This is a genomic window from Limnoraphis robusta CS-951 (assembly GCF_000972705.2).
Window position 1 is genome coordinate 1 of sequence record NZ_LATL02000198.1, and the last position, 12,703, is coordinate 12,703.

General features: G+C 42.9%; 14 protein-coding genes and 1 pseudogene. 10 read left to right on the plus strand and 5 right to left on the minus strand.

Going from position 1 to position 12,703, the window contains the following annotated elements; all coding sequences use genetic code 11:
* Positions 1–487: 30S ribosomal protein S4 (gene rpsD / locus WN50_RS16975; RefSeq protein ID WP_049559921.1), on the minus strand; the 487-nt coding region annotated here is incomplete at its 3' end.
* Between the two features lie 136 nt (positions 488–623).
* On the minus strand, positions 624–1,799 hold the full coding sequence (locus WN50_RS16980; protein WP_049559924.1) for a clostripain-related cysteine peptidase: 1,176 nt from the start codon (positions 1,797–1,799) through the stop codon (positions 624–626).
* 132 nt (positions 1,800–1,931) lie between these two features.
* Between WN50_RS16980 and WN50_RS16985 the strand changes: the two genes are divergently transcribed.
* Complete coding sequence (locus tag WN50_RS16985) at positions 1,932–2,525, plus strand: hypothetical protein (protein WP_235440994.1); 594 nt, start codon at positions 1,932–1,934, stop codon at positions 2,523–2,525.
* On the opposite strand, the gene WN50_RS16990 is transcribed toward WN50_RS16985, so the two are convergent.
* Positions 2,467–3,000, minus strand: a complete 534-nt coding sequence (locus tag WN50_RS16990) for a hydrogenase maturation protease (RefSeq protein ID WP_082172475.1) — start codon at positions 2,998–3,000, stop codon at positions 2,467–2,469. The genes WN50_RS16985 and WN50_RS16990 overlap by 59 nt on opposite strands.
* A gap of 88 nt (positions 3,001–3,088) precedes the next feature.
* Here WN50_RS16990 and WN50_RS16995 point away from each other — a divergent pair, with 88 nt between their 5' ends.
* Positions 3,089–3,646: a Uma2 family endonuclease gene (locus WN50_RS16995; protein ID WP_046280771.1), complete on the plus strand. Its 558-nt coding sequence runs from the start codon at positions 3,089–3,091 to the stop codon at positions 3,644–3,646.
* 239 nt (positions 3,647–3,885) lie between these two features.
* On the opposite strand, the gene WN50_RS17000 is transcribed toward WN50_RS16995, so the two are convergent.
* Positions 3,886–5,499, minus strand: a complete 1,614-nt coding sequence (locus WN50_RS17000; protein ID WP_046280773.1) for a nickel-dependent hydrogenase large subunit — start codon at positions 5,497–5,499, stop codon at positions 3,886–3,888.
* A 583-nt stretch (positions 5,500–6,082) separates the two neighbouring features.
* Complete coding sequence (locus tag WN50_RS17010; RefSeq protein WP_046276467.1) at positions 6,083–7,045, minus strand: hydrogenase small subunit; 963 nt, start codon at positions 7,043–7,045, stop codon at positions 6,083–6,085.
* A 452-nt stretch (positions 7,046–7,497) separates the two neighbouring features.
* Between WN50_RS17010 and WN50_RS17015 the strand changes: the two genes are divergently transcribed.
* The 8 genes and pseudogenes from WN50_RS17015 to WN50_RS37640 all read left to right on the plus strand — a co-directional run.
* On the plus strand, positions 7,498–8,481 hold the full coding sequence (locus WN50_RS17015) for a tetratricopeptide repeat protein (RefSeq protein ID WP_046276466.1): 984 nt from the start codon (positions 7,498–7,500) through the stop codon (positions 8,479–8,481).
* A 14-nt stretch (positions 8,482–8,495) separates the two neighbouring features.
* On the plus strand, positions 8,496–8,774 hold the full coding sequence (locus WN50_RS17020; RefSeq protein ID WP_046276465.1) for an asr0689 family protein: 279 nt from the start codon (positions 8,496–8,498) through the stop codon (positions 8,772–8,774).
* 18 nt (positions 8,775–8,792) lie between these two features.
* Positions 8,793–9,017 carry a hypothetical protein gene (locus WN50_RS17025; RefSeq protein WP_046276464.1) on the plus strand — a complete coding sequence of 75 codons (225 nt, stop codon included), beginning with the start codon at positions 8,793–8,795 and terminating at the stop codon, positions 9,015–9,017.
* Between the two features lie 311 nt (positions 9,018–9,328).
* The coding region (locus tag WN50_RS36320) for a NifU family protein (protein WP_235440995.1) at positions 9,329–9,941 on the plus strand (613 nt) is incomplete at its 3' end.
* Position 9,942: 1 nt separating this feature from the next.
* Positions 9,943–10,405 (plus strand): annotated as a pseudogene (locus WN50_RS36325) (Rieske 2Fe-2S domain-containing protein); the annotation flags it as partial.
* A gap of 149 nt (positions 10,406–10,554) precedes the next feature.
* Positions 10,555–10,791 (plus strand): hypothetical protein, encoded by a 237-nt coding sequence (locus tag WN50_RS17035; protein ID WP_046276515.1) that lies wholly within the window; start codon positions 10,555–10,557, stop codon positions 10,789–10,791.
* Between the two features lie 337 nt (positions 10,792–11,128).
* Positions 11,129–11,656 (plus strand): DNA adenine methylase (locus WN50_RS17040; RefSeq protein WP_049559937.1); only part of this gene is annotated, 528 nt, incomplete at its 3' end.
* 89 nt (positions 11,657–11,745) lie between these two features.
* Positions 11,746–12,703, plus strand: a 958-nt coding sequence (locus tag WN50_RS37640) for a DNA adenine methylase (RefSeq protein ID WP_200906301.1), incomplete at its 3' end; no start/stop codon positions are given.

Below are 12,703 nucleotides of genomic sequence, written 5' to 3' on the forward strand. Positions count from 1 at the left end.
AGGGAACGTTGGCTAAACCGGGATATTGCAAGTTGGCTTTCACCATTTCGCGAGATTTTTCCCTGTTTTTGATGCCAACAAGATCTCCAGGACGACACTGATAGCTGGCGATATCAACAACACGACCATTCACGGTAACATGACCATGATTGACTAATTGACGAGCGCCGGGAATAGTCGGTGCCATCCCTAAACGGAAAATGGTGTTATCGAGACGCATCTCTAGCATTTGCAACAACACTTGACCCGTTGAACCCGTAGCCCGACGAGCTTTTTTCACATAACGCAGCAATTGCTTTTCAGAAAGACCGTAGTTAAACCGGAGTTTCTGCTTTTCTTCCAAACGGATCGCATATTCTGAGCGTTTGCGGCGAGCTTGACCGTGTTGACCCGGAGGATAAGCGCGTCTGGCGACTTTTCGGGTTAACCCAGGTAGATCTCCCAAACGTCGAACAATTCTTAAACGGGGGCCTCTATATCGAGACATTTAACTTCCTCTCTCCATACGATTTATTACCAAACCTCTATTTTAGTCTTCTTGCACACCAACAATCAACTCGACTCCGAAAGACCAAAAATCCGGGGTTGGGGACGGTGGGGAAAGTGTGCATTTCTCGAAGGCTTCAACTTTTAATTATCTTTTTGTACAAGCCGATGAAATCAACCCGTTGATACAAAGCCAGGGAAGCGTATCTGTCAATATCTTGCCGGGTTTCGGGAAAATACAGGCCCAGACCCGACAGCGCTCGAACGTTGGGATGGTTGGAGAAGCGAGAACCGTACAGTTTTCCGCCGGTTTTGTGGCGAGAAATCACCTCCGAACCCAGAAACTCGGCAAATTCCCCCAACTCGGACTCACCCCGGCCGCCGATTCTCGAAAGATAACCCAGCAAATTCAGCAAATCGCAGTGCTGTTCGCCAAAATAGCCGTAAATCGACAGTTCGGAGGGGTTGACGGCAGGCAAAGGACCCCCAAGAATCGCCAGAATCACCCGCGAAAGCTTTTCGGGAATCTGTTCAACCGCCCGGTTATCGACGAGGGTAAAGCTGTGATACATATCCGCCCATTCAGAATCTATGATAGCAGTGGCGGCTTCCAGTCCCCCCACCAATGGGTCTTTGAGGCGGTAGAGAAAACGTTGGTAGTAGTAATTGGGGGCGCCGAGGTTAAGCTGCGAGGCGAGGGTGTATCGGGCGCAGTGGCGGGCCTCATAAATCACCTCCAGGGTGGCTTTGTTGCAGTTTTGAAAGAAAAGCAATTCAACCCGCCCGCCGGTGGCTTGGTTAAAATTCTTCACCGCCCCTGCGAACCGGTCAACTCCCATCCAGGTGATTTCCTCTCCGGTAGCCCGGTGTTCGTCGGGGCTAATTTCGTTGAGTTTTCCGGCGTGACCCACAACAATTATCGCCCAGCGTTCGGCTTCTAAAGACTGATAGGCCCAATCCAAATAGGCGGAAAAATTGGAGACATCGCTGCTATCTTCTTCTGTTAAATTAATCTCGCGCACTTTTCCACCAACAAGCAAACGCCGGCGCATTTTTTGGTCGCCCGAATAATCAGACTGAACGACGACCAAAGCGGGGGAACGGTGAGTACCGAGAGTCAGCATTTCGACAATGGGTTCCCCGAAACGGCTGAGGTTGTTATCGTAGGGCATCCAATACAAAACGACCCACTTGTAATTGGGTTGATCCGGGGCGGATTTAGAACTCATAGCCACCGCCCAATCTCGCCCGAAAATTCCACCAAAACAGGCCGAACTTACTGCTGCATAACGGCAGAAAATTCTTCGTTTCATTGGGTTTCATTTGAGAATTAAAAAGCTAAATTGTTAATAGTCAACTGTTCGGCGTGCAACCCCGACGCAAGGGTTGATGATATGATAATCCAGAACTTTTCCCGTGTCATCCTGTTTATTTCTAGGTTAGCTATGATTTTTTCGAGTTTATCCCGTTGGACTTTCCTCGGACTTCTCCAACACCGACCCCAAACCCGGCGTTGGCTGTCACGGATTGTGTTATCAATGGGTACGGTGAGTTTATTGGCCGCTCCCGTAACGGCGTTTCCTTCATTTAATTTACTGAATCGTCACGATTATCGCAGGTGTGCTGAGGGTTTACGCGATGCGGGAATAGCAGCTAAACTTTCGGCTGAAGCCTGTGCAGGGGTGATTCGTCCGAGAGATTTGTCTGAATGTGTCGTTAGCATCACCAACACAGCAGCCATTAGCAGTGAAGAAGCGCTCGTGGGTTGTGTGAGTGTGCGGCGTCCGAGAGAGTTGGGGATTTGTGTAACAGGTATTGTTACAGTGGCGAGTAGTGCCGATCCGTTAAACGTTCTCAACAGTTGTGCGTTAAGTTTATTACCGGAACGTTATTCATTTTGTGTGATTGGGTTAGCAGAAGTTCATCAAGATCTTGCAGTTGATGATTTATTAGAAACTTGTCTAAACCCACCGGAACAGTTTATTGATCTGGATTTGGAGTTGGAGGTTGTACCGGAAGCGGATGATCCCCTGGAATAGAAGATAATGCTGCTGTTGAGGTGATGATTTGAATGATGCTTTGAAACACTTTTTCCGCCGCTTGTTCAACGGGGGAACTCAATTCCCAGCCAAATTCTAAACTATTAGCTTCGATTAAATAAACGCTTACAGCCTGCGGGAAATCCTCTTGAAAGATGCGACGACCCGCAGCCAAAGCATGATCCCAACGAAAATCATGTAAATTATAACTGGGTTCGGGTAATTGTTCAAGCTCTGAACCAGGAACTTCAAAAACTGCACCGGGTTCTGAACCTGTTGAACTCGCATCAAGAATGATTAATTGTTTGCTTCCTCTAGCTTGAAACATCACTTCCATTCCCGCAGTTCCGCAGTCAAAGATTCGCACATTTGGATGAGGATTTTGGATGAGATATTGTTGTAAACGTTGAGCGATAATGACTCCCACTGCATCATCACAGCGATTTAGATTCCCACAACCAATAATCGTTAACATTGCCCAGTCCCCTAATATTGCTGACCAAGTTTGCTATAATTCATTCAACTCCTAAACTAAATTTAACACCTATTATAGCAATAAACTAATGGTAATAATCAAAAGTCAACTCACCCTCGAAGAATTTCTCGCCCTTCCAGAAACCGACTTAAACTATGAATTAATAAATGGAGAAGCAGTTCCTAAAATGGCACCCAAACGTTTTCATTCTCGACTAACAGGTACTTTGTATACCCTCCTAACCGAATGGTGTAAAAACCAAGGAGAAGTGGGGATAGAATGGGCTGTTGTTCTCAAAAAAAATAATCGAGATTGGGTTCCGATTCCCGACTTACTTTATATTTCCTACAATCGTCTTCCGTTAGAACGATTTGAGGATGAAGCTTGCCCAGTTCCCCCAGAATTAGCCATTGAAATTATATCACCCGATCAAACATTTGGGGAGATGAGCGAAAAAGCAATTGATTATCTCAATGCAGGAGTCTCAAGAGTTTGGGTGGTTGACCCCAAAGCAAAAACCATCACCATTTTTTATCCCGATGCACCCCCACAAACCAAACGAGAGGAAGGGATTTTAAGCGATAATTTATTAGAAGAATTGTCATTCACAGCCCAAGACATTTTTCAAAAAGCAGGCCTGAGTTAAAATGAAAAGAGAGGAATAAAAAACACGCTCGACACAGAGACACAAAGGAAGAATATCTTCGTGCCTTCGTGCCTTGGTGGTTAATTCTAGGAATAAAAAACAGGGGAGACACAAAGGAAGAATATNAATATCTTCGTGCCTTCGTGCCTTGGTGGTTAATTCTAGGAATAAAAAACAGGGGAGACACAAAGGAAGAATATCTTCGTGCCTTCGTGTCTTGGTGGTTAATTTCCTGACAATTAAGCAGTGCGGAACCGGGCTAATTCTTCACCTGTTTTCGCATCATGGGCGTGAACGGTACAGACTAAACAAGAGTCAAAAGAACGGGCGACATGACCGACTTCTACGGGGTCATTTTTATCGGCAATTGGGGTACCAATTAACGCTTCTTCGATGGGGCCACGCACGCCTTCACCATCACGGGGGCCGATATTCCAAGTGGAGGGGGCGAGAATTTGATAGTTTTTAATTTTACCATTTTCGATTTCGACCCAATGACATAAGGCGCCGCGACTGGCTTCTGTTGCACCCCAACCCCGTCCGTCTTTTGGTGTGGGTTTAATATACCAGGGTTCGCGTAGTTTAAACTCTCGTAAACAGCGTTCAACTTGTCGATATAATTTAACTTGTTCGTGCATTCGGGCTAACTGACGCAGATGCACACTCGGCCCTCCCATTTTTTTGAACATATCGAGGATGAAGCCGTCATAATGTTGCCAGCTTTCGCCATGATGTCCGCCTGCGACGAGTTGACGCGACAGTGAACCGACTTCTAGACGACCCATATCTTGGTGTTTCACTGCGGTTGACCAAGTATAAGCGCCTTCTAAGAAGTCTACATCATTGTTTTGTTGGGGAACAGTAAAACGGTCAAACGGATGTACATCTTCGTTGCCTTCTTCGTACCAAGAATGGGTAGTATTTTCGCGAGTGAAATGATGTTCCATCAGTTGATGGGTGTCGTTAAAACTATCATAAACTCCACTTTTCATAATCACCGCAGCATTGCGTCCGGCAATTGTTGGGCGTTGATATCTGTCTTCGTGAGGGAGATAGCCCCAACTCATGTATTTTCCGGTTCCCGCCCCAAATTTATCTAAACCGATATCTAAGCCCATTCGCCAATAGAAGCCTAAGTCGGAATTTAGATGATTTGGACTTTCTCCCAACCAGGTCATAAAATCATCATAGGACTGAATTTCTTCGTAACGTTCTAACGAACAGCCTAACCAAACGGGTTCTAACCAATTGGTGCGGAAATATTCTAAAATCGACCAAGCGCGAGTAATATCGGTTAACGTTGGGGCGCACATCACGCCACCGGGAACCATAAAGCTAGAATGAGGCCATTGTCCGCCAAATAAGGCATAAATTTCTACGGGTTTGGCGGAAATTGTTACCCCAATTTCGTAGGATTTTCCGGTATAAGCGGCAAACCGACGACAAGCTTCTTCGTAAAAAGGGCTATTTTGATATTTTTTGTTAGTGAGGTCAATGGCAAACAAACCGTAAAAATAACGGGGATGGCTTTGAATGGTTTCAACGAGTTGACCTAAATTTTTTGCTAAAATTGCATTGCGAGGAACTTCGGTTTCCCAAGCGGTATCTAATGCCCAAGATGCACAAGTTAGGTGAGAGGCGCCGCAAATTCCACAAACTCGCGGTGTGACAATTAATCCGGCTTGGGGGTCTTTTCCTCGTAGAATAACTTCAAACCCGCGAAATAGTTGGGCTTGTGTCCAAGCGTTAACGACTTGACCATCTTGGATATCGACTCGGACATCTAAGTCTCCCTCAACGCGACCTACGGGAGAAATATCTAAAGTTTCGATAGATGTTCGTTGTGCAACCATGTTCTTCCTCTCTCTCAAGTGTTCATTTGTGTTCAAAACGGATAGCTTTTTTCGGGGCGGGTTCTACAAAATTGTTTGTGGGAACTCCTAAATTAATCTCAACCCTTTTTCGGGGCGGGTTTATAGAAGTTGTTTGTGGGAACTCCTAAATTAATCTCAACCCTTTTTCGGGGCGGGTTCTACAAAATTGTTTGTGGGAACTCCTAAATTAATCTCAACCCTTTTTCGGGGCGGGTTTATAGAAAATTTTTGGTACAACACAAAAATCTTCACGGGAACCGCCCCCCCATAAAAATTTGATTCATGACTAGTTTTATGTCCGGNTAGAAGTTGTTTGTCAGAAGACATAAATCTTCGCGGAACCCGCCCCTACATTACTGTCAAATCACTGTCAATTTTTAGGGCAGGTTAATAGAAGTTGTTTGTCAGAAGACATAAATCTTCGCGGAACCCGTTCCTACATTACGGTGAAATTACTGTCAATTTTCTGGGCAGGTTAATAGAAGTTGTTTGTGGGAAGACTTACATCTTCGCGGAACCCGTTCCTACATCCTTATTGGTCTTGGTTTCAAAACGTTTGGAGTTAAACGGTAAAAATGTCTTCTTCTGCCCATTTTGGGGTCGAATCTTTTGCGACAATGGTTAATAGGGCGTAGTCTTTACGGTTGACGCCTGTGGGTAATTCTTTGGGAACTCCCATGACGGTTTGGGTTTTGAAGACGGTTCCGGGTTTGAGGTCATGGAAGGGAAATTCGGGTTCGGTACAGCCGAGACAAGGCATTCCGGCGCGGGTTTTGGAGGAAACACGGTTCCACAAAATGCGGTTACAGGAAGAATGGGTCATTGGTCCGCGACAACCTAAGTCATAAAACAGACAGCCTTTGCGTTGTCCGAAGTCTGAAGATGAGGCTTTATAGGCAAAATGAATATTGCGGGTACATCCGGTTTGGGTGAAACTCTTGAAGAAGGTTTCGGGGCGATGAAATTCGTCTAAGGTAATATCATCGAGTCTTCCGGTGGCAACTGCGACTAAAATTTGAGTTATCCAGTCAGGATGGGCAGGACAGCCAGGAATATTAATCACGGGAAACCCGGCTTGGCTGAGGTAGTCGGGGCCAAGAAAGCCGCCTTTTTGCCGTTTGAGAAATTGTAACCCTTCGGACTCGCTGGGGTTGGGTGCCATTGCGGGAATACCGCCATAGGTTGCACAGTCTCCGACAGCGACAACGAATTTAGCGACTTTGGACAGGTCAGATAACCAGTCTTTCATCGGACGGTCTGCAAAACGGTTCCATTCTCCGGTTCCTTTGGGGGCGTTGACGACGCTGCCTTCAAAGACGAGAATATCAACGGGGACGATGCCATTGATGCAGTCTCGCAGTAGTTTTTTCAGGCTGTCTCCGAGTTCGAGTCCGAGGGAGGGATGCCAGAGAAGGTTGATGTTAAAGTCGGTTATTAGGTCACAAACGCTCGGTTCTTCGGCGTTGAGAAATGACATGGTGTTTCCTGAACAAGCGCCACCTTGCAGCCAGAGGACGTTAGCCACAATAATTCTCCTTGTGCGATGCGGACAAACAATTGGGGTATTTAATTTTGATGAGTTTTGACAATTATCTAATACAATTTTTTAAATTGTGATAATCATGGCGATTTTTTTTAGATTTATTGGCGTGAGATTTACAAAACTTTTTATCCCTTGGGCTAGAGAAAAATTGAAATCACCAAAAACCTGGTAACTTTCTCGCGCACCGGGTTTTTATGGACTTGATAAAAATTAAAAAAGGATAAAGTTCAGCCAATCGTGACAAAAAGAAAATGAAACGGATTAACCGTATCAGATAATACAGTTATTCACGGCGAACAAGGATTAGCTTTAAGCAACAAGAGTGACTATTTTTTTCCTGTAATTTGAGATTGACGTTAACAGTTGTGTTGAGTATTGGCCGATAGCGTCAATCTCTGAAACGATTTGTCAAATCCTTCACCCCTAGAATAGTTGTGACACAAAGTTTTACTGAGTCTGCTGTTAAAGCCGCCACTGCTGCGGTTGAGTCTGAAGCCGCTACCGTTGCTGAAAAAGTGCAAATGTTGACTGAAATTGCCCGGGGGTTGCTACAAAAACCCAAAGGCATTGAACAGATAGAAGCGGCTGTATTATTGTACCGTCAAGCGATTGAGTTGTGCGGTTCAGATTATCCTTTATTAAAAGCACGGGCGACGGTTGGTTTAGGAATTGCGTTGCGAACCTATCCCGGCGAAAGTTCCGAGGGGTTAGTTGCAGCCAAACAAGTTTTTGAAACGGCACTACCGATTTTACAACAACAGGCTTCCCCGGAAGAAGTTGCAGAAGTGCAGATGAATTTGGGGTTGGTTTTTCAAGCGTTGGTTCCGTTTAATCTGGCTCAAACTAAAGACGCAGTTCAAGCCTATCAGCAAGCGTTAGAAGTGTTTACGCCGACAGAATATCCCCAAGAATACGCTATCTTACACAATAATATTGCGATCGCTTATTTGTCAATGTCGTTGTCGGGAGATGGCGAAGATATGCGTCAGGCGTTGGCGGTGCAGTCCTTTGAAGAAGCGTTGAACTGGATTATTTTAACGGATCATCCGGTTGAATATGCGATGTTACAAAATAATCTGGGAAATGCGTTGCAATATCTCCCGAGTGTTCATCCTGTTGAGAATAATCTGCGGGCTTTAAAAGCGTATAACGAAGCGTTAAAAGTTCGGACAGCCAAGGATACTCCGGTTGAATATGCAAATACAATTGCCAACAAAGCGAATATTTTATTTAACCTTCCAGATGATATAGAACATCCCGAAGCGGGTAATCCTAATCATCTGCAAACGGCTAAGAGTCTCTACGAAGAAGCCAGATTAATTTTTGTTCAATATGGGGAGTCTGAACGAGCGGAAATGGTCGCTCAAGCGTTGCAAGATTTGGATACAGAATTACAAGCGTTGTCGTCTTTAAATTAACCCAGGAGAACAAGATGAACGAATTTTTTAACGTCCTGTTAGAAGTGTTAAATACAACGCCTGTACAGACCTTTTGGCATGATTTACTTGCCGGAGAAATTACGCTGTTAACGGGTATTGTTTGGTTGGCGGTTGCGGGTGCTGTTTCGATTCTGGGGGGTGCAATTGGAGGCATTTTATTAGCCCGAAAAGACTTAGGTTTTGGTTTGTCGGCAATGATTGGGGGTTTGTTTGGCCCCGTAGGTGTTTTACCTGCTATTGCACTAGGATTGATTGTCTTGAAGTTTGTTTAGAATGAAGGAGAAAGTACCATGTTAGAAGTCGGTTGGTTCAGTACCAAGTTACTGTTAAAAGGAAAATTGTTGCAAAATCCGGGCTATTTTGTTCGTCAAAGTGCTATCGGGTTAACATTAGGTTTACTGTTATTTGTCGGGTTGGATAAAGTGGGTGTAACCTTGTGGTTGCCGATTGTTTTATCGAGTTTATTGACAGGAATTGCCATGCCTTTTCTGTTGAAAGATGTCAAAATGAAATAACCCCAATTTCTAAATTTGTAGGGTGAACTAGGGCGGGTTTAGTTCAATCCCAGACTGGTATTACAGAGCTTATAAAACCCGCCTCTACATTGCCAATTTTTCCCGAAGTCGGGCGGGTTTAGTTAAATTTCTGATGGGTATTATAGATATTGTAGAACCCGCCCCTACGTTTAAAATTCNCCGCCTCTACATTGCCAATTTTTCCCGAAGTCGGGCGGGTTTAGTTAAATTTCTGATGGGTATTATAGATATTGTAGAACCCGCCCCTACGTTTAAAATTCATATAAAATAAAAATAAAAATATAACAATTATGACTTCAACGCCAATTTCTCCCCAAGATGCTGTAACCTTAGAAGACTTGGTTCAAGAAATAAAGTTTTTTGAAAACACCGTTTTAGAATGGCATGACCCAGAAAAGTTATTGGTTGTCGAGGGATTAAAAAAATCGATAGAAGCGTTACATAAAGAGGCGCTAATTCGTTTAATTCGCAGTGTTAAACAAGAATCTCTCTCGGCGTTACGTCATGCGGTTGAAGATGAAATAGTTTACGGACTGTTGCGTTATCACGAACTTGTAAAACCGCCCCAACCCCCGTTAGAAACTCGCATTCAACAAGCCTTAGAAGAAGTGCGTCCGGGCTTAAAAAGTCATAGCGGCGATGTGGAATTAGTGGCTGTTAAACTCCCCGATACGGTAGAAGTTAAATTAGTCGGAACTTGTAGCAATTGTCCGGCTTCTACGTTAACGTTAAAACAAGGGGTTGAACAAGCGATTAAAAATCATTGTCCTGAAATTCAGCACGTTATCTCGGTTAATACTCCCGTTTCAACGAACAATTCTCATTCTATTATTAGCCCTTTTTCTACGGATAACGAAGCAGGTTGGGTGGCGATAACAACCATTGAACAGATTCCAGAGGGGGNTTGTAGCAATTGTCCGGCTTCTACGTTAACGTTAAAACAAGGGGTTGAACAAGCGATTAAAAATCATTGTCCTGAAATTCAGCACGTTATCTCGGTTAATACTCCCGTTTCAACGAACAATTCTCATTCTATTATTAGCCCTTTTTCTACGGATAACGAAGCAGGTTGGGTGGCGATAACAACCATTGAACAGATTCCAGAGGGGGGAATTTTAGCTGTAGAATTGGATGGCTTAAAACTAATTATAACCCGATTTGCTGATCAGATTCAAGCCTATCGCAACAGTTGTACTCATCTGGCGATGCCGTTAGATAAAGGAGAAATCAAAGAGGGAATTCTAACTTGTCCGTTTCATCATTTTCAATACAATTTAAAAACTGGAGACTGTCTCACCGCCCCCGAAATGCCCTTACAACCCTATCCGGTTAAACGAGTTGGAGAACGAGTGTTCGTGCGAGTTTAATAAAACTTTTGAGACTTAAATATCGGGTTGATAAGTGCAAGCGTCTCGCTTGCTAGAAACCATGTGATGTTCAGCATTTTGAACTTCCAAACCAAATCAAGAATCGGATTGCTATAATTTAGAAAGATATTAACCAGCTAAAAAATTTTATGCAAACAGACATCTCTATTCCAGACACAATTTGTCATCAAGCAGAAGCACTCGCCGAACAGTTGGGTATATCGCGAAGTGAACTTTATACACAAGCGTTGAAAGCGTATTTAAAAAACTATCATCGCGACCAAATTTTAGAAAAATTAAACCAAGTTTATTCAGAAGAATCCTCCGAGTTAGACCCCGTATTAGCAAAAATGCAATTTATGTCTTTACCTTGTGAGGATTTGTAACGTATCGCGGTGAAATTTGGTGGGCTATTAAATTGTATTTTGATGTGTCTCAATCCTCAAAGTAGTGACCGCACTTTGAAAAACAATTTTTTGTATAATGTNTAGAAAAATTAAACCAAGTTTATTCAGAAGAATCCTCCGAGTTAGACCCCGTATTAGCAAAAATGCAATTTATGTCTTTACCTTGTGAGGATTTGTAACGTATCGCGGTGAAATTTGGTGGGCTATTAAATTGTATTTTGATGTGTCTCAATCCTCAAAGTAGTGACCGCACTTTGAAAAACAATTTTTTGTATAATGTGATAACATAGGAAAAAAAAACTCAGATTATCAATAAATGAAGAATAAGCTAATTGCATTTGGTTGGTATGGGGGGAAATATAGTCATTTAGACTGGCTTTTACCTTTATTACCGAAAACAACCCATTATTGCGAACCCTTTGGTGGTTCAGCATCAATTTTAATTAATAGAGAACCTTCTCCTGTGGAAACTTATAATGATATTGATGGAGAATTAGTTAATTTTTTTAGAGTGCTACGGGATGAAAAAAACGAATTAATTCGAGCAATTGCTTTTACTCCTTTTTCCCGAAGTGAATTTGAGCTTGCCATTTCTAAAGATACCACAAACTTATCAAATTTAGAACGGGCTAGACGATTTTTTATTCGGGCGAGACAAGTTAGAACTGGACTGGCTCAAACGGCAAGTTCTGGGCGGTGGGCGCATTGTCTTCTCACCAGTCGAGCGGGAATGGCAGGAGCCGTTTCTCGTTGGTTAGGAAGTATTGATGATTTGTCAAAAATTGTTCAAAGATTACAGAGAGTTCAAATTGAAAATAGTTCGTCATTTGATATTATTCGGCGANTATTCGGGCGAGACAAGTTAGAACTGGACTGGCTCAAACGGCAAGTTCTGGGCGGTGGGCGCATTGTCTTCTCACCAGTCGAGCGGGAATGGCAGGAGCCGTTTCTCGTTGGTTAGGAAGTATTGATGATTTGTCAAAAATTGTTCAAAGATTACAGAGAGTTCAAATTGAAAATAGTTCGTCATTTGATATTATTCGGCGATATGATAGTGAAGAAACACTGTTTTACTGTGACCCTCCTTATCCCCATAATACTCGCGGAGACAGTAAGGCGTATGCTTATGAAATGACGGATGAAGAACATCGAAAACTTGCTGAGATTGTTCACAATATAAAAGGAAAAGTTGCGGTTTCAGGGTATGAGTGTACTTTAATGAATGAACTCTATGGAGATTGGAAACAAATTTCTGCTCCCACTAAGTCTTGTCACTCGGTTAAAAAACCGCGTACAGAAAGACTTTGGATCAATTATCCTGTGGAAAATATATCTATAGGTATTTCAAAAATAGACAGTAAAACTCAGCTTTTAAAATCAGAGATGAAAACACCAACAGAAATTCTAAATTCCGCTTTTGATACAGCATCACAAAGCCTTAAAACAGGTGAATTTCTGATGCTTCCTTCAGAAGTTGTTGAACAAATTGAATATATATGCAGACATCCTCAAAATAAAGCCGGAATACGTCTTTTACTTTCTTGTTTGTTGGCAAAAGTTGATAAACCTAATTTAGATATTCGCAAACCTTTTAAAGAAATTGGTGGAGAAGACTGCTATTCAGGTCGATCTTATGATGAGTCATATGTTTCGACTTTTTTACGAGAATATGACTTACAAGATGTTTGCAATACAACTACAGCTTTTTTAACTCCGGCATTGCGAACCAAAGCAACTCCACTCACATTAGAACCCCAATTAATTGGTAAGCCTCCCGCCTTATATGAAGCGGTCATTAAAATTTTTTATCGAATTCAAAATGGTGAAATAGCGGCTAATGATATTTTATGCGAAACGATTAGATGGTTAGTTATTATCAAACGAGAAAAAG

Excerpts from the sequence above, each read along its gene's own strand:
- WN50_RS16990 (WP_082172475.1), bottom strand. The coding sequence starts at position 3,000 with ATGTTAACGATTATTGGTTGTGGGAATCTAAATCGCTGTGATGATGCA.
- WN50_RS17000 (WP_046280773.1), bottom strand. The coding sequence starts at position 5,499 with ATGGTTGCACAACGAACATCTATCGAAACTTTAGATATTTCTCCCGTA.
- WN50_RS16980 (WP_049559924.1), bottom strand. The coding sequence starts at position 1,799 with ATGAAACGAAGAATTTTCTGCCGTTATGCAGCAGTAAGTTCGGCCTGT.
- WN50_RS17035 (WP_046276515.1), top strand. The coding sequence starts at position 10,555 with ATGCAAACAGACATCTCTATTCCAGACACAATTTGTCATCAAGCAGAA.
- WN50_RS16995 (WP_046280771.1), top strand. The coding sequence starts at position 3,089 with ATGGTAATAATCAAAAGTCAACTCACCCTCGAAGAATTTCTCGCCCTT.
- WN50_RS17025 (WP_046276464.1), top strand. The coding sequence starts at position 8,793 with ATGTTAGAAGTCGGTTGGTTCAGTACCAAGTTACTGTTAAAAGGAAAA.
- WN50_RS16985 (WP_235440994.1), top strand. The coding sequence starts at position 1,932 with ATGATTTTTTCGAGTTTATCCCGTTGGACTTTCCTCGGACTTCTCCAA.
- WN50_RS17020 (WP_046276465.1), top strand. The coding sequence starts at position 8,496 with ATGAACGAATTTTTTAACGTCCTGTTAGAAGTGTTAAATACAACGCCT.